We start from the raw sequence: 25,769 nt of genomic DNA on the forward strand, positions 1-25,769 counted from the left end.
CCCGCCCCTTCCCGAAACCGGGGGCTGCCGCCCCCTGGACCCGCGCTGTCGGCGCTTCGTGCCTCGTCCTCAATCTCCCCCAAGCTCTTGAGGGGCAGGGGGGACCCCACGACGGGCTAGATCATGTGCTGCCGTTGTATTTCAGCCCCTCCGGCGAGGAGCGGGGTCTGGGGCGGAGCCCAAGTTTCGGGAAGGGGCGGGCTTGGGGAGCCCCCGGCAGGGCCCCACCCACCCGTCACGGAAAGGCCAGCGCCCCCGGCCGCAGCGCGGGGACCAGCCCCTCGGCGGCGGCTCGGGTGAGGAGGCCACGGACCGCGGCGTAACCGTCCTCGCCCAGGTCGGCGGTGAATTCGTTGACGTAAAGACCGATGTGCTGATCGGCGACGGCGGGATCCATCTCCTGGGCGTGCTCGCGGACATAGGGCCGCGACGCCTCGGGATCGTCCCAGGCCATGCGCACGGACGCGCGGGCGGCGGCGGCCAGTTCCCGCAGGACGTCGTCCCCGAGGGCCCGCCGGGCGATGATCGCGCCGAGCGGAATGGGCAGCCCCGTGACCGCCTCCCAGTGCTCCCCCATATCCGCAAGCTTGTGCAGCCCGTAGTCCTGATACGTGAACCGCGCCTCATGGATCACCAGCCCCGCGTCCACCTTCCCGTCCCGCACCGCGGGCATGATCTGGTGGAAGGGCAGGACGACGATCTCCCCGACCCCACCGGGCAGGACGTCCGCGGCCCAGAGCCGGAAGAGGAGATAGGCGGTCGACTTCTCGCTCGGCACGGCGACGGTCTTGCCGACCAGGTCGGCCCCCGCCTCCCGGGTGAGGACGAGCGGCCCGCACCCCCGCCCGAGCGCCCCGCCGCAGGGCAGCAGCGCGTACTCGTCGAGGACGTAGGGCAGTACGGCGTACGACACCTTCAGGACGTCGAACTCGGCGGAGCCCCGCTCGGCCATGCCGTTGGTGATGTCGATGTCGGCGAAGGTGACGTCGAGTTCGGGGGCGCCGGGCACCCGTCCGTGCGCCCACGCGTCGAAGACGAAGGTGTCGTTCGGGCAGGGCGAGTACGCGATCTTCAGGGACCGGGGCGGGGCGTCAGTCATGCCTGTTCCAACTCTCCAGTACGGGCGTGAACTTCCCGAGTACGGGCGTGAACTTCCCGAACGCGCCGGTCAGCGCGGTCAACGCGGCCCCGATCCGCCAGGCGCCACGGTCGCGCGGGCCGACCGGATTGGACACGGCGCGGACCTCAAGGACGGGCAGCCCGTACAGGGCGGCGGCCTCGGCGACCCCGAAGCCCTCCATCGCCTCGGCGAGGACACCGGGGTGGCGGTCGCGCAGCGCGTCGGCGCGGGCGGCGGAGCCGGTGACGGTGGAGACGGTCAGGACGGTTCCGACGGCGGCGCCGGTGGCGGCGGCCAGGGCGCTCACGAGCGCGGGCGGGGGTACGTGGGTGACCCGGCCGAAGCCGAGTTCGGTGACGGGCAGGAACCCGTCGGGCGTCTCGGCGCCGAGGTCGGCGGCGGTGACGGCGTCGGCGAGGACGAGGGAGCCGACGGGGGCGCCGGGCTGGAAGCCACCGCCGATACCGGCGGAGACGACCAGGTCGTACGGGGTGTCGGCCGCGGCGGCGAGGGCGAGCGCACGGCCGGTGGCGGCGGCAGCGGCGGCGGGCCCGACCCCGGCGACGAGGAGGTCGACGACGGGCGGGCCGAACGGTTCAGAGGGTTCCGAGGGTTCAGAGGGGGCAGACGGTTCGGACAGGCCGGACGCCACCGCGTCCCGCTCGGCGGGGACCGCGGTGGCGATCAGGACGCGCGGACCGGGGGGCCGGGTCCGTGGTGCGGTCCCGGTCAGGCGTCCGAGTCCTTCTTGAACTTGAACGACCACAGGCCGGTGGCCTTGGCGCCGCCCTCGGCCTTGCCGCCCTGGAGCAGGCTGACCGTGGTCGAGTTGCCGCTGCCGCCGTACTGCTGGTTGAAGAACACGCTGCCCGGGATGACGACGTACGTCTTCTTGCTGGCCTCGGTCAGCGGACGGCCGTTCATCAGCAGCGTCCAGCCCTTGTCGGCGATCTCCGGGTCGACGCCGAAGCGGACCTTCTCGTCGGGGTCGACGGTGATGGACTTGATGTCCGTCTTGTCCTTCAGGCAGTCCTGCACCTCGGACTCCGTCAGTTCCTTGCCGTCGTTGTAGCAGGACGCCTCGGAGTGCACGGAGTCGCTGCCGACCGTCACGGTGGCCAGCGGCGTCGGCTTGTCACAGGCCGACAGGACGAGAAGTCCGGCGGAGGCGGCGCCGAGAGCGGCGACGGTGCGGCGGCGACGCGCCGAGCGGGGTACCAGGGAGGTCATGGCGGAAGGCTATCGGGCGCCGGGGTGACCGCTGCGAGGTGGGTGCGGCGTGCCGCCAGGTGGGGTGGGGTACGGGTGGGCCGGACGGCGGGGTCGCCGTGGGGTCAGGCGACCCGGGGACGGCGGGCCCCGCCCCTGCGTGCCGCCGCCAGCAGGCCCTTCACCGTCGGCACCCAGCCCACCGCGACGATCGCCGCCGCGACCCACAGGCCCAGCGTGCCGTTGAGCGGCAGCGCGATGCCGATGCCGCCGCCCACCACCCACGCCATCTGCAGCAACGTCTCGGACCGCGCGAACGCGGACGTCCGCACCTCCTCCGGTACGTCCCGTTGGATCATCGCGTCGAGCGACAGCTTCGACAGGGCCTGCGCGAAGCCCGCCACCGCCGCGAGCGCCGCGATGCTCACCGGACTCACGAACAGCGCCGCGCACACCGCGACGCCGAGGACGACCGCCACCACCGTCACGATGATCAGCTCCGGCGCCCGGGCCTTCAGCCACGCCCCGACCGCCGTGCCGAGCGCGTTGCCCGCGCCCGCCGATACGCCCACGATGCCCAGCGACACCGCCGCGCTCTGCCCGGCCAGGGGATGCTCGCGCAGCAGGAACGCGAGGAAGAAGATGAGGAAGCCGGAGAGCCCGCGCTGGGCGGCGTTCACCACCAGGCCGTGCGTCACCGACGGGCCGACCGTACGCAGGCCGCGGCGCCGTCTTCGGGACGGGTCCTCGCGGTCCCGGGCCAGATGCAGATGCTCCTCGTCGGCGACCAGCAGCGCCTTGCGCTCGCCCTTCGCCGAGTCCACCTTGTGGGGCAGCGTGAACGAGAGCACCGTGCCCGCGACGAACAGGACGAACGCGCCGTACAGCGGCCAGCGCGGGCCCAGCGCCTGCAGGCCCGCGCCGATCGGGGCCGCCACACCCGTGGCCAGGAGGCCGCTGAGGGTCACCCGGGAGTTCGCCTTCACCAGGGAGAAGGCCGGTGGCAGGAGGCGGGGGACGACGGCGCTGCGGACGACTCCGTACGCCTTCGACGCGACCAGGACGCCCAGGGCCGCCGGATACAGCTCCAGGCCGCCCGTCACCACCGCGCCCGACAGGGTCAGGGCCAGCAGCGCCCGCGCCAGCATCGCGCCCGCCATCGCCGCGCGGCGGCCGTGCGGGAGGCGGTCCAGGAGGGGGCCGATGACCGGGGCCAGGAGGGTGAAGGGGGCCATCGTGATCGCCAGGTACAGCGCGACCCGGCCCCTCGCCTCGTCCGTCGGCACCGAGAAGAACACCGTCGACGCGAGGGCGATCGTGATCATCACGTCGCCCGCGCCGTTCACCGCGTGCAGCTCGATCAGTTTGCCCAGGCCCGACTCGCCCGCTCCGTGGGCGTGGGTGGCCTTGCGGATGCCCTTCGCCGTGCCGGTGAAGGGGAGGTGCAGGGCGCGGCCGAGCGCTCGGGCCGCTCGGGTTGTCGCACCCGGTGCGCCCGCTCTCTGAGACGACGACCTGACGCCAGTCACCCAGTCATAGTGCCCCGTCCGGGGGTGGAGTAGCGGGATAACCACTCGTGCGCTGGGCCTCGGGCCCCGGGGTGGGGGTCCCGTTCGGGTGGGACGGGGCGCCGCCGATCGGCCTGCGGCCTCGTCCTCAAGCGCCGGACGGGCTGAAGACTTCGCCGACGCGGGCCGAAGGGCGCTCCGGGGCGGGCTGAAGGGAGCTCCGGGGCGGGCTGAAAGGGTGCTGTGGTCGGCTGGAGAGTGCGGGGGCCGGGGCCGTAGGCACAGTAAGGGCGGGCGGGTGGGAAAAGAGCCCGTCCGGCGCTTGAGGACCAGGGCCGGAGGCCCGGAAAACGGGGGCACGGGGGACCACCCCCGAGCAGGCGCCCGGTACGCCGGTGTGGGCCCAGGGGCCAGGAGAAGGTAGCGTGCGTAACGCGCCTGCGGCAGCAGTCCTCGGCCGCGCGCCTGCCGGCCATCCCGCAGAATGGATGGCGTAGGTGCGCCCGGTGACGTCGGGCGCGGACGTCGACGCGGCCCCCTGGTCCGCTCCGTCCGTGCCGCCGCGTAAGAGTGGCGCACTCGTGAGACGGCGTAGGAGAGAAGCGATACCTGTGAGCGCAGCGACAACGCGAAGCCGTACCCAGCGCACCCCGCGTACCCCCGACCGTCTCTGCGCCGAGGCGATCGGCCTGGCCCGTGCCGCCGCCGAGGAGGCCGCCGCCCCCGGGGTGGTCGGTGAGCACGTCGAGGTCGTCGTCGAGGGCGACCGCGTCGTCACGCACCTCTTCGAGTGCAAGGAACTGGGCTACCGGGGCTGGCGCTGGGCGGTGACCGTCGCCCGCGCCTCCCGCGCGAAGGTCGTCACCCTCGACGAGACCGTCCTGCTGCCGGGACCCGACGCCCTCCTCGCCCCCGAGTGGGTGCCCTGGAGCGAGCGGCTGCGCCCCGGCGACATGGGGCCGGGCGACCTCCTGCCCACCGACGCGGAGGATCTGCGGCTAGAGCCCGGTTACTCCGGCGAGGACGAGCCGCCGCCCAACTCCGTCCTCTCCGAGGACATGGCCGAGCGCGTCGAGGCCGAGGACGCCGAGGTCACCGCCGGGTCGCCCGCCGACCTCACCGTCACACCCGCCCGCGGGTCGCTCGCGTCGATCGCCGACGAGCTGGGGCTGCGGCGCGCCCGCGTCCTCTCCCGGTACGGCCTGCACACCGCGGCCGACCGGTGGGAGGAGTCGTACGGCCCCAAGACCGCCATGGCGCAGGCCGCGCCCGCGCCCTGCGTCAGCTGTGGCTTCCTCGTGCCGATCGGGGGGTCGCTCGGGCAGGCGTTCGGGGTGTGCGCCAATGAGTTCGGGCCCGCCGACGGGCGGGTCGTCTCCCTCTCGTACGGCTGCGGGGGGCACTCCGAAGCCGCCGTCATGCCGAAGCCGCCTCGTCCGGCCCCGCCCGTCCTCGACGAGACCAGGGTCGACGTGCTGCCGCTGCGGCCCGCGCCGGATTCCGGTTCGGTGCTGCCGGTGGGCGCCGGCGAGGACTTGGGCCACAGCTAGCCCCTACGGTTCCTGGGACCCGGGTGCGCCTGGGCGCGCGGGCGCTCCGGCAGCCCCCGTCCGGGAGCCTCGCGTGCGGCCTGGCCGGGGCCTCGTCCGGGCGTTGGTTGTGGTCCGGCGGTCTCCTTGTCCGGGCGTTGGTTGTGGTCCGGCGGTCTCCTCGTCCGGGAGGCTCGGTTGTGATCCGGGCGGCGGCTCTCGCCCGGGAGGCCCGGCCTCGGCCCGGCGGCCCCTGTCCGGGAGATTCGGCCGCGGTCCGGCGGCGGCTCCCCACCGAGCGGCGCGCGCCGCTTCAGTCCTGCCCGTCCGCCCGGCTGCCCGTCCGCCTGCCCGTCCGTCCGTCTGCCCGTCCGCCCGTCCGCCCGTCCGCCCGAACCTCGGGCTCGGGAGTTCGGTGTGCGGCCGGGCGGGCTGCTTCCACCGCACTCCGCGCGCGGTGCGTCCCACCCGCCCACCGTTCACCCCCAGAGTCGGCTTCCTGGGGCTTCGCGTGCGGCCCGGCGGTGGGTTCCGCCGCACTGTGCGCGGTGCTTGCCCCACCCCGCCCACCCGTTTCCCCGAACCTGACGGTTGCCTCGGGGAGAGCCCCGTGCCGCAACCGTCCGGTTCCGAGTAGACGGGTGGGCGGGGTGGGAGACCCGCCGCGCAGCGTGGTGCAACCATCCACCGGGCCGCACGCGCAGCTCCCGAGCCCGATGTTCGGGGTGAACGGGTGGGCGGGTGGGACGCACGGCGCGCGCAGCGCGGCGGAAGGCGGCCGCCGGGCCGCAGGCGGAGGCCGAGACAGCCGACGGCGCGCGCAGCGCGGCGGGAGCCGGGGTCGAGGCCGGGGACCACCCCGGCCCCGGGAACCGTGGACGCGGCCACCCGAAATCCACCCCCCGGCAGGACGCGATACCGTCGCCCCCCGACCCACCATCACGACCACAGCCGCCAGCAGCCGCAGGCCAGCAGGCAGAGGGAGAGCGACCACGTGAGCAAGACCGTGCGGCCGGCCGGCGAGGGCACCGACCCGTTCGGCACCGCCCGCCTGCGCCGCTCTGTCCTGGAGGCCTGGGCGGCGAGCCCGGCCCGGTTCCGCGAGGACGCGAACGCCGAGGAGGACGTGGCCCTGGGCGGCTACCGCGACCGCCTGGTCGTGGAACTCGCCCAGAACGCCTCGGACGCCGCCGCCCGGGCGGGCGTACCGGGCCGCCTGGCCCTCACCCTCCAGGACGGAGTCCTCGCCGCGGCGAACACGGGCGCCCCCTTGGACGCGACGGGTGTCGAGTCCCTGTCCACCCTGCGGGCCTCGGCGAAGCGCGAGGACCGTGACAACCGCCTGGACCGCCGGGCCGCGGCGGCCGACCGGACCGCCGGGGCCGACCAGGCCAGCCAAGCCACCGGCCTTACCGACAACCCCCGCACCCCGCCCCGGACGACCGGCCGCTTCGGTGTGGGCTTCGCGGCCGTGCTGGCCGTCTCCGACGCCCCCGCCGTCGTCGGCCGCACCGGCGGCGTCCGGTTCTCCCTCGCGGAGGCCCGCGAACTGGCCGCCGAGACCGCCAGGTTCAGCCCCGGCCTCGGGGACGAGATCCGGCGCCGCGAGGGCCATGTCCCCCTGCTCCGGCTCCCGCTGCCCGCGGAGGGCACCGCCCCGGACGGGTACGACACCGTCGTCATCCTGCCGCTCCGGGACGCCGCCGCGGAGGACCTGGTGGCCCGTCTCCTCGACGGCATCGACGACGCGCTGCTGCTCGCCCTGCCGGGCCTCGACGAGGTCACCGTCAGTACGCCGGGCGCCCCGGCCCGCACCCTGCGCCGCGCGGCCGACGGCCCGTACACCGTCGTCGCGGACAGCCGCGACGGCACGACCCGCTGGCGTACCGTCAGCGACCACGGCACCCTCGCCGCCGAACTCCTCGCGGACCGGCCCGTCGAGGAGCGGCAGCGCCCGTACTGGCATCTGACGTGGGCCGTGCCCGTGGGCCCGGACGGCGCCCCGGAGCGGCCCCGTACCAGTGCCGTCGTGCACGCGCCCACCCCCAGCGACGAGCCCCTCGGCGTGCCCGCCCTGCTCATCGCCTCCTTCCCGTTGGACACCAGCCGTCGGCACGCCGCGCCGGGGCCGCTCACCGACTTCCTCGTGGAGCGCGCGGCGGACGCGTACGCCGAACTCCTCGCCGACTGGCGGCCGGTGACCGAGGGCGTCATCGGTCTGGTGCCGGGGCCGCTCGGCCAGAGCGAGCTGGACGGGGCGCTGCGGGGTGCCGTGCTGGACCGGCTGCCGCGTACTGCTTTCCTGCCGCCCGCTGTTCCGCCCACGCGGACCGACGGCGACACCGGCGGTGACGAGTGGCTGGACGGCGGGGCCTCCGACACCCCCGAGGTCCTGCGGCCCCGTGACGCGGAGGTCGTGGAAGGCGCCGGGGCCGACACCGTCCGCGTCCTCGCCGAAGTCCTGCCCAGCCTGCTGCCCGCCGGTCTTGAGCGGCGCGGTGAGCTCCGTACCCTCGGCGTCGCCCGGGTCCCGCTGACCGAGGCGGTCGACCGGCTCGCCGGTCTCGAGCGGGAGCCGTCGTGGTGGCGGCGGTTGTACGACACCCTCGCCGGGGTCGACCCCGACCGGCTCTCGGGCCTGCCCGTGCCCCTCGCGGACGGCCGCACCACCATCGGCCCCCGCCAGGTCCTGCTGCCCGCCCCGGGCACCGCCACCGCCGACGAGGGCGGCTCCGCCGCGCTCGCCCGGCTCGGTCTGAAGGTCGCGCACGCCGACGCCGTCCATCCGCTCCTGGAGAAGCTGGGCGCCCTGCCCGCCACGCCCCGCGCGGTCCTGACGACCCCGCAGGTGCGGGCGGCCGTCGCCGCGTCGCTCGACGACGACGGCTGGTACGGCGACGGCCTCGACGGGGACGGTGCCCTGGACGCCGAGGAGTTGGCCGACCTGGTGCTCACGCTCGTCCGGGACGCCGATCTCGGGCCCGGTGACGAGCCCTGGCTCGGGGCGCTCGCCCTGCCCGACGAGGACGGCGAACTGGCGCCCGCCGGGGAGCTGGTGCTGCCCGGCAGCCCGTTCGAGGCGGTCATGCGGGAGGGCGAACTCGCCGGGGTGGACGGGGAGCTGGCCGCGCGCTGGGGCGAGCAGCCGCTCGCCGCGTGCGGGGTGCTCGCCTCGTTCGCGCTCGTACGGGCCACCGATGTCGTCCTGGACCCCGACGAACTGGAGCCCCGTGACGGGGACTTCGCCGAGCCCGAGGATGCGGGGCTGCTCGACGCCGTCGACGTGTGGTGCGAGGACATCATCGACCGGCTGCCGGAGACGCCGGTGCCGCCGGTCGCGACGGAGATCGTGGCCGTGCGCGACCTCGACCTCGTCGACGACGAGGCCTGGCCCCAGGCCCTCGCCCTGCTGTCCCGGCCGCCGCTGCGCGACGCGTTGACGCAGCCGGTGCGGGTGCTGCTTCCGGACGGTACGACGGAGAGCGTGCGGTCGTACACCGCCTGGTGGCTGCGCGGCCACCCGGTGCTCGGCGGGCGGCGCCCGGCGGGGCTGCGGGCCGCGGGCGGTGACCCGCTCCTCGACGGTCTGTACGACGACGCCGACGCTTCCGGGTTCGAGGACGAGCAGGTGCTGCGGGCCCTCGGCGTGCGTACGTCGGTCGGTTCGCTGCTGGCGGAGCCGGGTGGTGCGGCCGAGCTGCTCGACCGGCTCGCGGATCCGGAGCGGACCGTTTCCCCGGCCCAACTGCACGCGCTGTACGGGGCGCTCGCGGACCTCGACCCGGAGCAGGTGACGCTGCCGGACGAGGTGCGGGCGGTCAGGGGCGGGGGCCCGGACGGGGAGGCGGGGGAGATCGTCGTCGTCGACGCCGCGGACGCCGTCGTCGCCGACGCGCCCGACCTGCTGCCCTTCGCCGTCGGCGTGCCGCTGCTCCCCGTCGCCCCGTCCCGGGCGGCCGACCTGGCCGAGCTGTTCCAGGTGCGGCGGCTGAGCGAGCTGGTGGCGGCGGACGTCGATCCCGAGGGCGGGGTCGAGCACGCGGTGCCGGAGCCCGTGCGGGTGCTGCTCGGGCCCGCGACCCCGGAGACGTACCGGGAGCACGAGGAGCTGGTGGCCGACGGCGTCGACCTGGAGTGGCGCCGCACGCCCGACGGGGTCGTGCACGCGGCGACCGTGGAGGGCGTGGCGGCGGGGCTCGCGTGGGCGGCCCGGCAGTGGCCGCGGCGGTTCGAGGTGGCGGCGCTGCTGGAGGATCCGTCGCGGACGGAGGAGCTGGCGCGGGATCGCTGGTTCGACTAGTCGGTGGCGGTGGCGGTGGCGGTGGCGGTGGCGGTGGCGGTGGCGGTGGCGGTGGCGGGTCGTGCCGTGTCGTGCCGTGTCGTGCCGGGTCGTGTCGGCTCGGCTGGACGGCGTCGTGCCGTGTCGTGCCGGCTCGGCTGGACGGTGTCCTGTCGGGCGGACAAGTCCGGGGTCGGGGTGCGGCCTCGGCCTCGGACCGTACCGCCCATCAGATTCACCTCGCGTACAACCTCTGGCCAAGGTTGTGGGTCTCATCTGCCGAGTCAACAGACTCCTAGATCACCGGCGTCTCGCGTGACGGCATCAGCACCGCGAGGCTCCCTTCTCCACCTGGGGAAACACCATGCGTATCCGTGCCACCGTGGCCGCCCTGTCCGGCACCCTGGCTCTGTCCGCTCTTGCTGTTCCCGCCGCCCACGCGGGTGACGAGCCGGCCGCCCCCAAGCTGTCCGCCGCCGTCGCCGACGCCGCGGACGCCGGTGGCGCCGTGGCCGCGCCGCGCGCCGCCGCGGCCGACGCCACCGTCACGGACGTCACCGTCAACGGCGGCAAGGACGTCGTGATCGGCACGACCGCGAAGAAGAAGTTCTCGCTCGCCATCACGGCCACCGACCCGGTCGGCATCAAGGTCTCCAGCGGCTTCCTCTGGCTCGGCCAGGACCTCGAAGCGCCGATCGCCCTCATCACCCCGGCCACCGAGGCGGAGTACAACCCCACCTGCGAGCGCGTGGACGACACCACCTCCACCTGCACGGTCAACATCACCGCGGACCCGGCGCAGCTCGTCAACGACGGCGCGGGGGTCCGCTGGAACGCCTACGCCGCCGTGCGCAACAACAACAACGAGCTGGTCAAGCCCGCGGGCCTGAAGTCGGACATCCGCCTCAAGCGCGCGTCCCGCCTGACGGTCAACGCCTCCCCGGAGCCGGTGAAGAAGGGCAGGACGATCACCGTCTCCGGCGCCCTGACCCGCGCGAACTGGGACACGAAGAAGTACGCGGGCTACACGAAGCAGCCGGTGCGGCTGCAGTTCAAGAAGAAGGGCGCGAGCGCCTACACCACGCTGAAGACGGTCACGTCGGACAGCAAGGGCAACCTGAAGACCACGGTGAAGGCCTCCGTCGACGGCACCTTCCGCTACGTCTTCGCGGGTACGCCGACGACCCCGGCGGTGACGTCGGCCGGCGACGCCGTCGACGTCCGCTGACCCTTCCGTAACGGACTCTGCGCTGACCCTTCCGTAACGGACTCTCCGCTGACCCGCCCGTAACGGACCTCTCCGCCAGGGACTCTCCACACCCCCGGGCCGGGACCGGCCCTCAGCTCACCGAGCCCCGCGGCGCCGCCACTCAGGCGCGCCGCGGGGCTCCGCACCCCCGAGGAACCACCATGCGTACCCGCGCCACCGCCACCATCGCCGCCGTCTCCGGCGCCCTCGCCCTCTCCGCGCTCGCCGTCCCGGCCGCGCAGGCCGCCGACTCGGTCCAGGGCGACACGAAGATCACGAAGGTCGTCGTCAACGGCGGCAAGGACATCGTGGTCGGCACGTCCACGAAGAAGGTCACCATCACCGTCACGGGCACCGACCCGAAGGGCATCAAGGACGGCATCGCCATCCTGTGGCGCGGCACGGAGTTCGAGCCGGGGCGTCTGACGGGCGTCGTGGCCCCGGTGGACGACGCCAAGTGCACCAAGGTCGACGCGACCACCGGCACGTGCAAGCTCCTCCTGGAGGCATCCCCGCGCAAGCTCGCGAACGGCAACGCGGGCAAGTGGAAGGTGATGGCCGGTCTGCTGGCCAAGGGGAGCGCCGAGGACCGCGTCATCAAGGAGTCGTACAAGAGCGTCAGCGTCAAGCGTGCCGCGAAGCTGACGGTCAACGCGTCCCCCGAGCCGGTGAAGAAGGGCAAGGCCGTCACCGTCTCCGGCGCCCTGACCCGCGCGAACTGGGACACGAAGAAGTACGCGGGCTACACGAAGCAGTCCGTGCGGCTGCAGTTCAAGAAGAAGGGCGCGAGCGCCTACACCACGCTCAAGACGGTGAAGTCCGACCGCAGGGGCAACCTGAAGTCCACCGTGAAGGCTTCGGCCGACGGCACGTTCCGGTACGTCTTCGCGGGGACGTCCACGACCCCGGCCGTGGCTTCGGCCGGGGACTTCGTCGACGTGCGGTAGGTCCCGCTAGGCCGCGAAGCGGCGGTCCACCCAGCGGAAGGCGAATTCGATCGCCGCCGCCGCGACCGCCGCGATCGCGACCGCCGCCCACGGCATCGTCGTGCCGACCAGCTTCAGGGCGAAGAAGTCCTGGAGCCAGGGGATGACGAGGACGAGCAGGAAGCCGAGGCCCATGGCGGCCACGAGGGCGATGCGCCACCAGGTGTAGGGGCGGGCGATGATCGCCAGGACCCAGAGGGAGACCAGGAAGAGCGCGAGGGTGGCCGCGCTGGTCTCGGCCTCGCGGGCGCCCTCGCCGGTGTAGTGGTGGCGGGCCAGGAGGTATGTGGCGAAGGTGGCGACCGCCGCGATGATGCCGCCCGGCAGGGCGTAGCGCATGACCCGTCGGACGAAGTGCGGCCTCGCCCGCTCCTTGTTGGGGGCCAGGGCCAGGAAGAACGCCGGGACGCCGATCGTCAGGGTGGAGAGCAGGGTCAGGTGGCGGGGGAGGAAGAGGTACTCCACCTGTGAGCAGACGACGAGCAGGGCGATGACGACGGAGTACACCGTCTTCACCAGGAACAGCGTCGCCACGCGGGTGATGTTGCCGATGACGCGGCGGCCTTCCGCGACCACCGACGGGAGGGTCGCGAAGCTGTTGTTGAGGAGGACGATCTGGGCCACCGCCCGCGTCGCCTCCGAGCCCGAGCCCATCGAGACGCCGATGTCCGCGTCCTTGAGGGCCAGGACGTCGTTGACGCCGTCGCCGGTCATCGCGACCGTGTGGCCCTTGGACTGCAGGGCGCCGACCATGTCGCGCTTCTGCTGAGGGGTGACGCGGCCGAAGACGGAGTTGGCGTCGAGGGCCTCGGCCATCTCATTCTGGTCGGTGGGGAGTTGGCGGGCGTCGACGGTGTTCTCGGCGCCGGGCAGGCCCAGTTTGCCCGCGACGGCGCTGACGGAGACCGCGTTGTCGCCGGAGATGACCTTCGCCTGGACGTTCTGCTCCTCGAAGTAGCGCAGGGTGTCCGCGGCGTCGGGGCGCAGGCGCTGTTCGAGGACGACTAGGGCGGTCGCGCGGGCGCCGGCCGCGATGTCGGGGGCGTCCAGGTCGCCGGCGGCGCGGGCGAGGAGGAGGACGCGCAGGCCCTGGTGGTTGAGCTGTTCGATCTCGTCGAGGGTCGGGTCGCCGGTGGGGAGCAGCACGTCGGGGGCGCCGAGGAGCCAGGTGGAGTTCTCGCCGTCGCCCTCGCTGAAGCTGGCGCCGCTGTACTTGCGGGCGGAGGAGAACGGCAGCGACTCGGTGCAGCGCCACTCGTCGCTGTCGGGGTAGGCGTCGATGATGGCCTGGAGGGACGCGTTGGGGCGCGGGTCGGATTCGCCGAGGGCGCCCAGGACCTTGCGTACGTACGGTTCGTCGGAGCCGTTCAGCGGGCGCAGCTCGGTGACGTCCATGCCGCCCTCGGTGAGCGTGCCCGTCTTGTCGAGGCAGACGGTGTCCACGCGCGCCAGGCCCTCGATGGCGGGCAGTTCCTGCACCAGGCACTGCTTGCGGCCGAGGCGGATCACGCCGATCGCGAAGGCCACGGAGGTCAGCAGGACCAGGCCCTCGGGGATCATCGGGACGATGCCGCCGACCGTGTACGCGATCGACTCCTTGAAGTTGTCGTCCTTCACGACGAGCTGGGAGATGATCAGGCCGATCGAGGTCGGGACCATCAGCCACGTCACGTACTTGAGGATCGTGGAGATGCCGGAGCGCAGCTCGGAGTGGACGAGCGTGAAGCGGCTCGCCTCCTCGGCGAGCTGCGCCGCGTACGCCTCGCGGCCCACCTTCGTCGCCGTGAACGCGCCGCCGCCCGCGACCACGAACGAGCCCGACATCATCTTGTCGCCGGGCTTCTTCAGGACGGGGTCGGCCTCGCCGGTGAGCAGGGACTCGTCGACTTCGAGGCCGTCGACCTCGACCGTCTCGCCGTCGACCACGATCTTGTCGCCGGGGCCGAGTTCCACCAGGTCGCCGAGGACGATCTCGGAGGTGGAGATCTCCGCGGCCACGCCGTCGCGCCGCACGGTCGGCTTGGCCTCGCCGATGACGGCGAGGCCGTCGAGGGTCTTCTTGGCGCGCAGTTCCTGGATGATGCCGATGCCGGTGTTGGCGACGATCACGAAGCCGAACAGGCTGTCCTGGATCGGTGCCACGAACAGCATGATCACCCAGAGCACGCCGATGATGGCGTTGAAGCGGGTGAAGACGTTGGCGCGGACGATCTCGGTGGTGGAGCGGCTGCTGCGGACGGGTACGTCGTTGATCTCGCCGCGGGCGACCCGCTCGGCGACCTCGGCCGCCGTGAGGCCGGTGGCCCGTGCCGTCGGCGGCGCCACCGGGTGGACCGGGTCCAGCTCGGCGCCCGCGTCGATATGCGTCATGCAGACGACGGTACGGGGGGAGTGGGGGGTTCACCCCTTGAGTACCGGAAAGATCCGACCTCGGTAGGACGGTGTTTGTCCTCAGGTCGCATGCCGTACTGCCGACGTACTACACCGGGGCGGAACCCTCCGTTCAGGCGGCGCCCGAAGCCTCCGTGGCCGTGGCGGGGTCCTCCGTGGTCTCGGCGGCGGCGCGCTTGAGCGCCGCGTCGCGCGAGCGGACGTACCAGATGCCGATCAGCCCGAGGCCGCCACCGGCGAGGCACGTCCACACCCACCAGGTGAGGTCGCGGTCGTCGAACCAGCCGTAGAACGGGAGCTGTACGAGGAAGAGGGCGAACCAGAGGATCGTGCCGCCGGTGATGGTGGCGACGACAGGGCCCTCAAGGGGCTCCGGTGCCTCGTGCCTGGGTGTCCACTTCGCCATGGCCCCTAGCTTAGTCGGGGCCGATTCCGGCCCCCTCGGCACGCTCACGCCCCTTGCGGCTCCCCTTGTGCCGCCTGGCTCTACGCGCGGAGATGGCCATTTCTCGCTCATGTATTCATACTGAAACGGCTTCTTAATGGCCAGTTGCTTTCGTACGAAGACACAATGTCGCGCAAGCCCGGTCCATCCCGTTCAACAGAGGTCATGAGGTCCCGCATGTCCCCCTCGGCCAGCGCTCCGGTCGACGCCGAACAGCCCCCGAAGTCCCCGCAGGGCGGGCTCGACGGCTTCTTCAAGATCTCGGAGCGGGGCTCGACCCTGGCCAGGGAGGTGCGCGGCGGCTTCGCCACCTTCTTCGCGATGGCGTACATCATCGTGCTCAACCCGATCATCCTCGGCAGCGCCAAGGACATGTACGGCCACCAGCTCGACAACAAGCAGCTGGTCACCGCCACCGTGCTGACCGCCGCGTTCACCACGCTGCTCATGGGTGTCATCGGCAACGTGCCGATCGCCCTGGCCGCCGGTCTCGGCGTGAACACCGTGGTCGCGCTGCAGCTCGCGCCGCGGATGTCCTGGCCGGACGCCATGGGCATGGTCGTCCTCGCGGGCTTCGTGGTGATGCTGCTCGTGGCCACCGGGCTGCGGGAGCGGGTGATGAGCGCCGTGCCGCTGGGCCTGCGCAAGGGCATCGCGATCGGCATCGGCCTCTTCATCATGCTGATCGGCCTCGTCGACGCGGGCTTCGTCTCCCGCATCCCGGACGCCGCGCACACCACGGTGCCGCTGCAGCTCGGCGGCGACGGTCACCTCAACGGCTGGCCGGTCCTCGTCTTCGTCCTCGGCGTGCTGCTCACCCTCGCCCTGCTGGTGCGCAAGGTGCCGGGCGCGATCCTGCTCTCGATCGTCGTCATGACGGTTCTGGCCATGATCATCCACGCGGTCGCGGATGTGCCGTCCTGGGGTCTGACCACGCCCGAGTGGCCCGGCAACCCGGTCTCCACCCCCGACTTCGGCCTGGTCGGTGAGATCAGCCTGTTCGGCGGCTTCGAGAAGGTCGGCGTCCTCACCGGCGTGCTCTTCGTCTTCACCGTGCTGCTCTCGTGCTTCTTCGACGCGATGGGCACGATCATGGGCATCGGCGACGAGGCCCACCTGACCGACGACAAGGGCAACATGCCCGGCATCAACAAGGTGCTCTTCGTCGACGGCATCGCGGTCGCCGCGGGCGGCGCCTCGTCCTCCTCGGCCACCACCTGCTTCGTGGAGTCCACGGCGGGCGTCGGCGAGGGCGCGCGGACCGGGTTCGCGAACGTCGTCACCGGCGGTCTGTTCGCCGTCGCGCTGTTCCTCACGCCGCTCGCCACGATGGTGCCGTCGCAGGCGGCCACGCCCGCGCTGCTCGCGGTCGGCTTCCTGATCCTGTCCGGCTCGATCGGCGCGATCGACTGGGCCGACTACACCATCGCGATCCCGGCGTTCGTGACGATGCTGATGATGCCGTTCACGTACTCGATCACGAACGGCATCGGCATGGGCTTCATCGCCTTCACCGTGCTGCGGCTCGCGGCCGGGCGGGGGCGCGAGGTTCCGGTCGCGATGTACGCGGTGTCCGCGGTGTTCGCCTTCTACTACCTGATGCCTGCCCTCGGGCTCACCTAGACCGGGGCGCGGCGGGGCCGGGGGCGGGGGCCCCGGCGGTGCGTCCCCTAGGCGTAGAACTTCTCCGTCGCCTCGACGGACGACTTGAATCGCTCGTCGAAGTCATCACGGATGAGCGTCCGGGCCACATAGTCCTGGACGCTCATTCCTCTTTTCGCGGCGTGCTGCCGGATCCGGTCGAGCAGATCGCCGTCTATCCGCAGGCTGAGCACTGTCGATGACATGAGGACAGCGTTGCCGCCCCCTCGTGGGGGACGCCCGGCTTTCCGAATCCAGCTCACTCATTTGGGTGACGAAAGGGTTCTGTGTGCCAGATCACGGGCAACCCGGGCTTTCGCGGCGCGTAACCGAGTGGTCTTTAGTTAGGGTAATGAGTTACGCTAAAGAACATGCCGGACCTCTCCCATGGTGACAACGCTGCCGCCGTGAATTCGCTGCGCTCCGCCGTGATGCGCCTCTCCCGTCGACTCAAGCACCAGCGGGTCGACGAGTCGCTGAGCCCCACCGAGATGTCGGTGCTCGGCACCCTCGCCCGCTGTGGCAGCGCCACACCGGGTGAACTCGCCCGCAAGGAGCATGTGCAGCCGCCGTCGATGACCCGCATCGTCGCGCTCCTGGAAGCCAAGGGCCTGGTCAGGCTCGAACCGCATCCCGACGACCGCCGCCAGAAGGTGGTGACCCAGACGGAGCAGGCCGAGGCCATGCTCGAGGAGAGCCGCCGCAAGCGGAACGCGTGGCTCGCGAACCTCGCGGCCGATCTCGACGAGGACGAGTGGGAGGCGCTGCGCGCCGCCGCGCCGGTCCTGGAGAAGCTGGCCCACCTCTGACCCGACGCCAAGGAGGCGAATCCTTTTGAGTACGGGATCCGGAGCAGACTCCGCCCCCGCACCAACCGCCCTCGACCAGCCCGTCCGCTCTCACAAAACGTCCATGTTCAGCTCCTTGCGCATCCGGAACTACCGGCTGTTCGCTGCGGGAGCCGCCGTCTCCAACACCGGCACCTGGATGGCCCGCATCACCCAGGACTGGCTGGTGCTCAGCCTCACCGGCTCGTCCGCCGCCGTCGGCGTCACGACCGCGATGCAGTTCCTGCCGATGCTGCTCTTCGGCCTGTACGGCGGCGTCATCGCCGACCGGTTCGCCAAGCGGAACCTGCTCTTCGTCACCCAGGGCGCGATGGGCGTGGGCGGCCTCTTCCTGGCCGCGATGACCCTCTCCGGTCACGTCCAGGTCTGGCACGTGTACGTCACCGCGTTCTTCACCGGCATGGTGACCGTCGTCGACAACCCGACCCGGCAGTCCTTCGTGTCCGAGCTCGTCGGCCCCGACCAGCTCCGCAACGCCGTCTCGCTGAACTCCGCGAACTTCCAGTCCGCGCGCCTCATCGGACCGGCCGTCGCGGGCCTCGTCACGGCCGCCGTCGGCCCCGGCTGGGCGTTCCTCGCCAACGGCCTGTCGTTCCTCGCGCCCCTGACCGGACTCCTCCTCATCCGCACCGCCGAGCTGACCCGCAGCCCGCTCGCGCCGCGCGGCCGTAAGGGGCAGCTCCGCGAGGGCCTGAACTACGTCTCCCGGCACCCCGAGCTGATCTGGCCCATCGTGCTCATCGGCTTCATCGGGACGTTCGGCTTCAACTTCCCGATCTGGCTCAGCGCGTACGCCGACGACGTCTTCCACGGCGGGTCCGGCATGTACGCCCTGTTCACCACGTTGATGGGCGCGGGGTCGTTGATCGGGGCGCTGCTCGCCGCGCGGCGGCGGTCCTCGCGGTTGCGCATGCTGGCCGGTGCCGCGGGGCTGTTCGGTGTTTCGCTGATCGCCGTCGCCGCTGTGCCCAGCGCCTATGTGTTCGCCGCGCTGTTGCTGCCGCTCGGTGCCATCGGGCTCACCGTCAACGTCACCGCCAACTCATCCGTGCAGATGGCCACCGACCCTGAGATGCGGGGGCGGGTGATGAGCCTGTTCATGATGGTGTTCGTGGGCGGTACGCCCTTCGGCGGGCCGTTGTTCGGGTGGCTCACCGACGCGTACGGCGTGCGCGTCAGCTTCGCGCTTGGCGGGCTGATCGTGGCTGTTGCCGCGCTCGGCGTCGGCCTGATGCTGGCCCGCGCGGCCAACCTCCGGTTGAAGGTGGACCTGCGGCGGGGCCACCCCCACGTGGAGTTCGTTGCCCGGGAGCGAGAGCTGGCGCCTGCGGCATAGCGGATTGTGGGGGACTGCGCGTTCCCCTCGGGCTGCTGCCCGGTGGGGGCTGGTCGCGCAGTTCCCCGCGCCCCTTAGGGGGCGCCACCTGGGCGCTTACAGGCGCATCTCCAGGACCTGGCCCGGCCACGTGCCGTCCTTCTCCGTGAAGGCCTCCGTCTTCACGAAGCCGTTGCTCTCGTAGTACGCGACCAGCCGGCCCTCGTTGCCCGCGTAGCAGTCGACCCGGAGCAGGGAGATGCCCCTCCTCCGGGTCTCGGCCGCGGCGTGGGCCAGGAGGGCGCGGCCCACGCCCAGGCCGCCGAAGCGGTGGTCGGTGGCCAGGTAGTGGACGTACTGCTCGGGCTCGTCGACCGGGGGAATGTACGAGCCGGGTCCGTCGGTGAGCATCAGCATCCCCGCGGGCTCCCCGCCGACCTCGGCGATCCACGGCGAGCCGGTGGCCACGTACTTCTCGATCGCCTCGACGACCTTCGGGTTCCGCGACAGCGGCTCGGTGCCCCACTGCTTCGTGCGCCCCCGGGCGACAAGGCGCTCGACGGCGCTGTCGAGGATGCCGAGGAAGAGGGGGATGTCGGCGGGGCCGCCGGGGCGGATGCGGATGGGGTTGCCGATACTCGTGTGCTCCAAGTCGTCCATACCGGCAGGCTAGTCGCATGAGACTTTTTGCAGCGGTGCTGCCACCGGAGCCGGTTTCGGAGGAACTGGCCGGGTTCGTGGCCGAGTTGAGGAAGGTGCCGGGCGCCGACGCGGTGCGCTGGATGGAGCGGGAGAACTGGCACTTCACGCTGGCGTTCATGGCGGAAGTGCCCGCGGAGACGGTGCCGGGTCTGTGCGAGCGCCTTGAGCGCGCGGCGCGGCGCACGGAGCCGTTCCCGCTGGCGCTGGGTGGCGGAGGCCAGTTCGGCGGGCGGGCGCTGTGGGCGGGGGCGGGCGGCGCGGTGGCCGAGCTGAAGATCCTGGCCGGGCGGGCGGACGCGGCCGCGCGGAAGTCCGGCCTCACGGTGGCGGAGCACCGCGCCTACCGTCCGCACCTGACGCTCGCGCGCTCGCGCGGCGAGGCGGACTTCCGGCCGTACGTCGAGGAGCTCGCCGCGTTCGAGGGCACGCCCTGGACCGTGGCCGAGCTGGTGCTCGTCCGCAGCAATCTGCCGACGAGCGGTGTGCCGGGGGAGCGGCCCCGGTACGAGGCGGTGGGACGGTGGCCACTGGGAGGCGCCGCGAAGAGCGCGGACGCGGCCGGTTAACCTCGAAGGCGTGAACCCCAAGACCAGGAACCGGATCATGGCCGGTGTGCTCGTGCTGATGTTCGTCGTGGTGGCCCTCGCGGCGGCGCTCGGCCAGTAGCTCCTAGCGGGCCAGTGGCTCACAGCCCATGGCGGGAGCCATGGCCGAGGCCGCCGCGGGGTCTCCTCAGCGGGTGCCGGGGTCCCTCACCAGGCGAAGGCCTCCGGGGACGGGCCCGGGCCCGGGAAGATCTCGTCGAGCGACAGCAGTACGTCCTTGCTCAGCTTCAGCTCGACGGCGCGCACGGCCGAGTCGAGCTGGTCCGCGGTGCGCGGGCCCACGATCGGTCCGGTGACCCCCGGGCGGGTGAGCAGCCAGGCCAGGGCGACCTCGCCGGGTTCGAGGCCGTGCTTGTCGAGCAGGTCCTCGTACGCCTGGACCTGCGCGCGCGTCGCCGGGTCGGTGAGCGCGGACGCGGCCCGGCCCGAGGCGCGGCGGCCGCCCTCGACCTCCTTCTTCAGGACGCCGCCGAGCAGTCCGCCGTGCAGCGGGGACCAGGGGATGACGCCGAGGCCGTAGTCCCGGGCGGCGGGCAGGACCTCCATCTCGGCGCGGCGCTCGGCGAGGTTGTAGAGGCACTGCTCGGTGACCAGGCCGAGGCTGCCGCGGCGGGCGGCCAGCTCGTTCGCCTGGGCGATCTTGTAGCCGGGGAAGTTGCTGGAGCCCGCGTACAGGATCTTGCCCTGCTGGACGAGGACGTCGACGGCCTGCCAGATCTCCTCGAACGGGGTGTTCCGGTCGATGTGGTGGAACTGGTAGATGTCGATGTAGTCGGTCTGCAGGCGCTTGAGGGAGGCCTCCACGGAGCGGCGGATGTTGACCGCCGAGAGCTTGTCGTGGTTCGGCCAGGGGGCGACGCCGTCGGGCGTCATGTTCCCGTACACCTTCGTGGCGAGGACGACCTTGTCGCGGCGGTCGCCGCCCTGCGCGAACCAGGTGCCGATGATTTCCTCGGTGCGGCCCTTGTTCTCGTGCCAGCCGTAGGTGTTGGCGGTGTCGAAGAAGTTGATGCCCGCGCCGAGCGCGGCATCCATGATGGCGTGACTCTCCGCCTCCCCCGTCTGCGGCCCGAAGTTCATCGTGCCGAGAGTGAGGCGGCTGACCTTGAGTCCGGTGCGTCCCAGCTGCGTGTACTTCATGGGAGTCAAGGCAACGGGGTGGAGTGCGCTCTAGGCAAGGGGTCAAGGGGGGAGGGGGATGGTTCAGTCGCGGGAGAAGTCGGTGGTGTTGAGGGTGATGCCGAGGGGGGTGGCGGTGAGGTCGACGTCCCCGCCGAAGGCGACGACGGTCTCGGTGACGTAGTCCCCGCCCTTCGGCTGGGTGTAGACGTGGGCCTTGCCCTGGTAAGGGTCGACGATGAGGTAGGCGGCGACTTCAGCTGTGGCGTACGCGGCCTTCTTGGTGCCGTAGTCGTTCTGTGCGGTGCCTCGGGTGATCACCTCGGCGACGAATTCGACGTCCTCGCACAGGAAGCCGCCCTGCTTCGTCCCCTTGGCGCCCTCGGCGACCAATGCCAAATCACTGCAGAAGGCGTTGAGATCCCCGGGGTAGTCGATGCGCACATCGGACAGTAGGCGCCGACGCGGGTACTTGGTCCTCAGCTGGTCGTAGATGCCTGCGATGATGTCCCAGTGGTTGGCCCGCTGCGGCGGCATGTAGACGGCCCCCTCGACGATCTCGATCTTGTATCCCTCGAGGAAGGGCTCCCGCTCAAGCGCCTCGAACATCGCGTCCAGGACTTGCTCGTTGGTGATCTCGGCCATCTCGGTCCTGTCTTCAAGAACAGTCACTGTGGCGCTCCGCCCCGGCCGCCGATCGATTGCCTGCGGCCGCGCAGTACAGCGATACGCACGGCGTCGAGGTCACGTACGGCTGTGCGACGCTCGGTCACGCCCCGCCCAGCCACCCCGCCGTGTCCCGGCGGAACGCCTCCGGGGGGACGACCGCACGCAGATCGTCCTCCAGGGCGCGGACTCGCCGACCGGCTCACGGGTGCTGCCTGAGCGAAGGGGCCGGTAACCGGTAGCGGAGGGTCCGGTGACCGGTCAGGAATCGAGAAGCGCCGGTCATCGGGCCGCAGTTAAATATCAGCCATGGACATCACCATTCACACCACGGCCCTTCCGCACACCGACCCGGACGCCTCCGTCGCCTTCTACCGCGACGCCCTCGGCTTCGAGGTCCGCACCGACGTCGGCGAGGGCACCATGCGCTGGATCACCGTCGGCCCCGTCGGCCAGCCCGGCACGTCCATCCTGCTCGCGCCGCCCGCCGTCGACCCCGGCGTCACCGAGGACGAGCGCCGCGTCATCGCCGAGATGATGGCCAAGGGCACGTACGGCTGGATCCTGCTGGCCACCCGCGACCTCGACGGCACCTTCGAGAAGGTCGTGGCCGCCGACGCCGAGGTCGTCCAGGAGCCCACCGACCAGCCCTACGGCGTCCGCGACTGCGCCTTCCGCGACCCCGCGGGCAACCTCATCCGCATCCAGCAGGTCCAGGGCTGAGGGGGCCGTCGCATGTGCAGTCCCGCCTGGGCCGAGGCCCGCACCGCCGCGAAGGAACAGGCCGACCTGACGCCCGCCGGGCCGCGCCCGCTCGCGGAGAGGCTGCGGGACACCCGCGCGCGCCTTGAGGGCGACATCGACGTCTGGGTCGCCACGTCCGGCCCCGCGGGCGCCCACCTCATCCCGCTCTCGTACCACTGGGACGGGACCGCCTTCCTCATCTCCACGCCGCGCGCCTCGATCACCGGCCGCAATCTGCTGGCCGACGGCAGCTTGCGCCTCGGCCTCGGGCCGACCCGTGACGTGGTCGCCGTCCAGGGCACCGCCGAACCGGTCGACCTCGCCGACCTCGCCCCCGGCACGGGCGACACGTTCGCCGAGCAGACCGGCTTCGACCCGCGCACGCTCGACGAGCCCTACCAGTACTTCCGCATCCGGCCCCGGCGCGTCCAGGCCTGGCGCGAGGCGAACGAGATCCAGGGCCGGGACCTCATGCGCGACGGCCACTGGCTCGCCTGACGTCGTACGTCCCCAAGCCCTTCGCCCGTATGCCCTTCGCCCGTGAGCCCTTCGTCCCCAAGCCCTTCGTCCGTAAGTCCTGTTGAGAGGAACTGTCATGGCTACCGCCAAGAAGACCACCGAGAGCGCCGCCGTCGAGCAGGGCGAGAAGCACGAGGGGTTCACCGAGGAGGAGCGGAGCGCCATGAAGGAGCGCGCCAAGGAGTTGAAGGCCTCCTCGCGGCGCGGCTCGGCGAAGGCGGATCCGGAGGCCGACGTGCTCGCGAAGATCGCCGAGATGCCGGAGTCGGACCGGGTGCTCGCTGCGCGGATCCACGAGATCGTGAAGGCGAGCGCGCCGGAACTGACGCCGAAGCTCTGGTACGGGATGCCCGCGTACGCCAGGAACGGCAAGGTCCTGTGTTTCTTCCAGGCCGCGCAGAAGTTCAAGTCGCGGTACGCCACGCTCGGCTTCAGCGATGAGGCGAAGGGGCTCGACGACGGGACCATGTGGCCGACGGTGTTCGCCCTGACGACGCTGACCGCCGCCGACGAGGCGCGCATCGGCGAGCTCGTCAGGACGGCGGTCGGCTGAGGCGGTCGCCGCGGGGTGCGGCGACCGCCGGGGGTCGCCCTGGGCTAGCCCAGGGAAGCCCACTGCTTCCAGTACGGCGCTTCGCCGGACGCGACCCGGTTGCTGAACGTCCCGTTGCCCTTGCCCGCGTTGAGCCACAGGCGGCCGCCGGTGTCGCGGGCGAGCAGGTCGTGCTTGCCGTCGCCGTTGACGTCACCGGCGCCGATGACGTCCTTGTACGTGGCGCCCCAGTCCTTGAACACGCGGACGCGGTCCTTGAGCTTGCCGGTGCGCAGGCCGTCGTAGCGCCACAGGGTGCCGGACCTGTCGAGGGCGAGCACGTCCCCGAGGCCGTCGCCGTTCAGGTCGCCCGCGCCGATGACCCGGGTGTAGCCGGTCCAGGCGGAGCGGATCTTGACGCGGGGCTTGAAGGCCCCGGTACCGGCGGTGCCGTCGTGGGCGTACAGGTACACGTCCCCGGTGGCCTTGTCGCGGGCCAGCAGGTCCGGGCGGCCGTCGCCGGTCTGGTCGCCGCCGGCGAGGAGCGTGTCGTACTTGCTCCAGTCCCGGGCGAGCCGCCGGTGCGGCGAGTCCGGTGTGGGCAGGCCGCCGCACACCGGGGTGTAGAGGCGGGCCTCGCCGTCGGGAAGGCGCACGATCAGGTCGTTGCAGCGGTCCCCGTCGGCGTCGCCGAACGCCACGACGCGCGTCTTGTCGCTCCACGGGGAGGCGTAGAACGTCTCCGTGGGGTTGGTGGCGTCGCCCGTGTACAGCTTCATCGAGTCGCTGAGCGACAGGCCGACGACGTCCCCTCGGGAGTCGTCGGCGTAGTCGTGCCACTGCGGCTTCGCGCGGGTGCCCGTGGTCGCCGTGTACGTGGCGCGCTTGCCGTCGGCGGTCGCGTGCGTCCACACCGCCACCGGGCGGCCCTTGTCGTCGGCGGCCACGAGGCCGGTGCTCACGCTGTCCTTCGTCTGCGCGCTGAGGGTGCGCGGCTTGGACAGGTCGCCGCCCTCGACGGTCTGCGCGACGAAGTCCTCGCGGACGGTGCGGCTGAGTTCGAAGCGCTTCTGGGTGTACGTGACGACGACGGTGCCGTCCGCCGTGGCCGCCGCGCTCAGTGACTCGGGGTCGACGTACGCGGCGAGCTTGCGGGTCGCGCCCCAACTGCCCTTGTCGGCGGGGCGGGTGGCGATGCCCGGGGTGCCTCCGCCGATGAAGCCGACCGCCGTGACGTCGCCGTTCGGGGCCGTGAGCAGTTCGGCGGGCGCGTACGTCCGCGCGCCCACCCCCGCCCGCTCGACCGCGCCCCACTCGGCCGCCCCGGCCGTCTTGCGGGCGTAGCCGCCGCCCGCGAGCAGGTGGAAGCCGCCCTGGGGGTGGGCGGCGAGCGCGATCTGCTTCGGCTTCTCGCCGAGCTGCGGGAGGTCGCGCGGCGCGCTCCAGGAGGAGCCGTCGGCCGCGGGCTTCTCCAGGTACTTGTAGTGCCACTGGTACGCCGACGGGTCCGGGTCGACGCCGTCGCCGGTGTAGTAGCTGTTGCCACCCCAGATCACGCCGACGGTGCCCGTGGGGTCGACGGCTACGCGCAGGTCCCACAGGACGTAGGTGTAGACGTTGTCGTCGCGGACGATGGGGTCGGGGAGCTGGTCGAGGGTCTTCGGCGCGGACCACTCGGCGTCGGGGCCGGTGCGGTCGACGACCGTGAGGCGGTGGTCGGCGTCCATCCACGCGAGGGCCTGGTGGCCCTTGGCGTTGGCGGCGAACGTGGTCAACTGCGTGCTCTTGTGCGCCCAGTCGCCCGCGAGCGTGCCGGTGGTGACGTCCTCGGCGGCGCCGAAGGCCTTGCCGTCCGGGGCGAGCCGGGACAGCTTCAGGGTGCGGCTGCCGCCGTCGCCCGCGTCCGCCCACGTCAGGAGCGAGACCGCGCCGTCGTCGGTGCGCTGGAGCGTGGCGCCCGGCGCGGGCGTGGTCGGCCCCCAGGTGGTGCTGCCCGCGGGCCGCACCGCGAGCACGGTCTTGCCGTCCTGCGTGAAGAGCCCGGCGACCGTACCGCCCGAGGTCGCCTTCAGGTCGACGACCCCGCTGACGCCGGGCAGTTCCTTGGGCGCCGTCCAGGGGCCGAGGCCGGTCGGGACGTTCGCGGGCGTGGGTGCCTTGGTGACGGTGGTGGGCGCGGTGGGTGTGGCCGCCTGGGAGTTCGGCGCGGCGACGCCGAGGGCGAGGGCGGAGATGAGCGCGCCGCCCAGGAGGGCGGAGCTGCCCGAACCGCCGTTTGTGCTGGGTCTGCTGGTTCTGCTGGTTCTGTTGGGTCTGCTGGGTCTGCTGGTTCTGTCGGGTCTCTTGCTTCTGCTGGTCATGG

Annotated in this window: 23 protein-coding genes; 11 read left to right on the forward strand and 12 right to left on the reverse strand. The window is 72.3% G+C overall.

The features are described 5' to 3' along the window. Positions 1 to 235: 235 nt before the first annotated feature. The 4 genes from IE274_RS14270 to IE274_RS14285 all read right to left on the reverse strand — a co-directional run bounded on the left by IE274_RS14270 (position 236) and on the right by IE274_RS14285 (position 3,858). Complete coding sequence (locus IE274_RS14270; RefSeq protein ID WP_190116087.1) at positions 236 to 1,099, reverse strand: 1,4-dihydroxy-6-naphtoate synthase; 864 nt, start codon at positions 1,097 to 1,099, stop codon at positions 236 to 238. Then, on the reverse strand, positions 1,092 to 1,886 hold the full coding sequence (locus tag IE274_RS14275; RefSeq protein WP_190116088.1) for a futalosine hydrolase: 795 nt from the start codon (positions 1,884 to 1,886) through the stop codon (positions 1,092 to 1,094). The genes IE274_RS14270 and IE274_RS14275 overlap by 8 nt, the downstream gene beginning before the upstream one ends. Next, positions 1,850 to 2,350: a DUF2771 domain-containing protein gene (locus IE274_RS14280; RefSeq protein WP_190116089.1), complete on the reverse strand. Its 501-nt coding sequence runs from the start codon at positions 2,348 to 2,350 to the stop codon at positions 1,850 to 1,852. The genes IE274_RS14275 and IE274_RS14280 overlap by 37 nt, the downstream gene beginning before the upstream one ends. Positions 2,351 to 2,454: 104 nt before the next feature. After that, on the reverse strand, positions 2,455 to 3,858 hold the full coding sequence (locus IE274_RS14285; protein WP_190116090.1) for an MFS transporter: 1,404 nt from the start codon (positions 3,856 to 3,858) through the stop codon (positions 2,455 to 2,457). Positions 3,859 to 4,448: 590 nt separating this feature from the next. Between IE274_RS14285 and IE274_RS14290 the strand changes: the two genes are divergently transcribed. Further along, entirely contained in the window at positions 4,449 to 5,387 is a 939-nt protein-coding gene (locus IE274_RS14290) for a DUF3027 domain-containing protein (RefSeq protein WP_190116091.1), read from the forward strand. Positions 5,388 to 6,360: 973 nt separating this feature from the next. Further along, positions 6,361 to 9,666: a molecular chaperone Hsp90 gene (locus tag IE274_RS14295; protein WP_190116092.1), complete on the forward strand. Its 3,306-nt coding sequence runs from the start codon at positions 6,361 to 6,363 to the stop codon at positions 9,664 to 9,666. On the opposite strand, the gene IE274_RS14300 is transcribed toward IE274_RS14295, so the two are convergent. After that, complete coding sequence (locus IE274_RS14300; protein ID WP_190116093.1) at positions 9,663 to 9,875, reverse strand: hypothetical protein; 213 nt, start codon at positions 9,873 to 9,875, stop codon at positions 9,663 to 9,665. The genes IE274_RS14295 and IE274_RS14300 overlap by 4 nt on opposite strands. A 134-nt stretch (positions 9,876 to 10,009) precedes the next feature. Between IE274_RS14300 and IE274_RS14305 the strand changes: the two genes are divergently transcribed. Both IE274_RS14305 and IE274_RS14310 read left to right on the forward strand, forming a co-directional pair. After that, a complete protein-coding gene (locus tag IE274_RS14305) occupies positions 10,010 to 10,873 on the forward strand; it encodes a calcium-binding protein (RefSeq protein WP_190116094.1) in 864 nt (287 codons plus the stop codon). Between the two features lie 182 nt (positions 10,874 to 11,055). Beyond that, positions 11,056 to 11,841, forward strand: a complete 786-nt coding sequence (locus IE274_RS14310) for a DUF5707 domain-containing protein (protein WP_190116095.1) — start codon at positions 11,056 to 11,058, stop codon at positions 11,839 to 11,841. 6 nt (positions 11,842 to 11,847) lie between these two features. On the opposite strand, the gene IE274_RS14315 is transcribed toward IE274_RS14310, so the two are convergent. Together IE274_RS14315 and IE274_RS14320 are read right to left on the reverse strand one after the other, a co-directional pair. Continuing rightward, complete coding sequence (locus IE274_RS14315; protein ID WP_190116096.1) at positions 11,848 to 14,250, reverse strand: cation-translocating P-type ATPase; 2,403 nt, start codon at positions 14,248 to 14,250, stop codon at positions 11,848 to 11,850. A 133-nt stretch (positions 14,251 to 14,383) separates the two neighbouring features. After that, positions 14,384 to 14,677, reverse strand: coding sequence for a DUF2530 domain-containing protein (locus tag IE274_RS14320; RefSeq protein ID WP_190116097.1), 294 nt, complete (start codon positions 14,675 to 14,677; stop codon positions 14,384 to 14,386). 216 nt (positions 14,678 to 14,893) lie between these two features. Here IE274_RS14320 and IE274_RS14325 point away from each other — a divergent pair, with 216 nt between their 5' ends. Then, positions 14,894 to 16,339 (forward strand): NCS2 family permease, encoded by a 1,446-nt coding sequence (locus tag IE274_RS14325; protein WP_190116098.1) that lies wholly within the window; start codon positions 14,894 to 14,896, stop codon positions 16,337 to 16,339. 47 nt (positions 16,340 to 16,386) lie between these two features. Here IE274_RS14325 and IE274_RS14330 read toward each other — a convergent pair whose 3' ends face one another. After that, positions 16,387 to 16,563: a ribbon-helix-helix protein, CopG family gene (locus IE274_RS14330; RefSeq protein ID WP_190116099.1), complete on the reverse strand. Its 177-nt coding sequence runs from the start codon at positions 16,561 to 16,563 to the stop codon at positions 16,387 to 16,389. 165 nt (positions 16,564 to 16,728) lie between these two features. On the opposite strand from IE274_RS14330, the gene IE274_RS14335 reads away from it, so the two are divergent. Both IE274_RS14335 and IE274_RS14340 read left to right on the forward strand, forming a co-directional pair. Further along, positions 16,729 to 17,166 carry a MarR family winged helix-turn-helix transcriptional regulator gene (locus tag IE274_RS14335; protein ID WP_190116100.1) on the forward strand — a complete coding sequence of 146 codons (438 nt, stop codon included), beginning with the start codon at positions 16,729 to 16,731 and terminating at the stop codon, positions 17,164 to 17,166. Positions 17,167 to 17,191: 25 nt separating this feature from the next. Further along, entirely contained in the window at positions 17,192 to 18,541 is a 1,350-nt protein-coding gene (locus IE274_RS14340) for an MFS transporter (RefSeq protein ID WP_190116101.1), read from the forward strand. A 96-nt stretch (positions 18,542 to 18,637) separates the two neighbouring features. On the opposite strand, the gene IE274_RS14345 is transcribed toward IE274_RS14340, so the two are convergent. Further along, entirely contained in the window at positions 18,638 to 19,180 is a 543-nt protein-coding gene (locus tag IE274_RS14345; RefSeq protein WP_190116102.1) for a GNAT family N-acetyltransferase, read from the reverse strand. 17 nt (positions 19,181 to 19,197) lie between these two features. Here IE274_RS14345 and thpR point away from each other — a divergent pair, with 17 nt between their 5' ends. Beyond that, positions 19,198 to 19,788 (forward strand): RNA 2',3'-cyclic phosphodiesterase, encoded by a 591-nt coding sequence (thpR, locus tag IE274_RS14350; RefSeq protein ID WP_190116103.1) that lies wholly within the window; start codon positions 19,198 to 19,200, stop codon positions 19,786 to 19,788. 186 nt (positions 19,789 to 19,974) lie between these two features. Here the strand turns inward: thpR and IE274_RS14355 are convergent, their stop codons facing one another. Both IE274_RS14355 and IE274_RS14360 read right to left on the reverse strand, forming a co-directional pair. After that, the gene (locus tag IE274_RS14355; protein WP_190116104.1) at positions 19,975 to 20,967 is read right to left on the reverse strand and encodes an aldo/keto reductase; all 993 of its coding nucleotides are present in this window, start codon (positions 20,965 to 20,967) and stop codon (positions 19,975 to 19,977) included. 63 nt (positions 20,968 to 21,030) lie between these two features. Continuing rightward, positions 21,031 to 21,618: a Uma2 family endonuclease gene (locus IE274_RS14360; RefSeq protein ID WP_229909540.1), complete on the reverse strand. Its 588-nt coding sequence runs from the start codon at positions 21,616 to 21,618 to the stop codon at positions 21,031 to 21,033. Positions 21,619 to 21,921: 303 nt separating this feature from the next. Between IE274_RS14360 and IE274_RS14365 the strand changes: the two genes are divergently transcribed. From IE274_RS14365 to IE274_RS14375, 3 genes are all read left to right on the forward strand, one after another. After that, positions 21,922 to 22,335 (forward strand): VOC family protein, encoded by a 414-nt coding sequence (locus IE274_RS14365; RefSeq protein ID WP_190116105.1) that lies wholly within the window; start codon positions 21,922 to 21,924, stop codon positions 22,333 to 22,335. A gap of 66 nt (positions 22,336 to 22,401) precedes the next feature. After that, positions 22,402 to 22,854 carry a pyridoxamine 5'-phosphate oxidase family protein gene (locus tag IE274_RS14370; RefSeq protein ID WP_190116480.1) on the forward strand — a complete coding sequence of 151 codons (453 nt, stop codon included), beginning with the start codon at positions 22,402 to 22,404 and terminating at the stop codon, positions 22,852 to 22,854. A 97-nt stretch (positions 22,855 to 22,951) separates the two neighbouring features. Then, on the forward strand, positions 22,952 to 23,428 hold the full coding sequence (locus IE274_RS14375) for an iron chaperone (protein WP_190116106.1): 477 nt from the start codon (positions 22,952 to 22,954) through the stop codon (positions 23,426 to 23,428). 44 nt (positions 23,429 to 23,472) lie between these two features. Here the strand turns inward: IE274_RS14375 and IE274_RS14380 are convergent, their stop codons facing one another. Then, entirely contained in the window at positions 23,473 to 25,767 is a 2,295-nt protein-coding gene (locus IE274_RS14380; protein WP_190116107.1) for an FG-GAP repeat domain-containing protein, read from the reverse strand. Positions 25,768 to 25,769: the final 2 nt, after the last annotated feature.

The organism is Streptomyces flavofungini, from assembly GCF_014650815.1.
GTDB lineage: Bacteria > Actinomycetota > Actinomycetes > Streptomycetales > Streptomycetaceae > Streptomyces > Streptomyces flavofungini.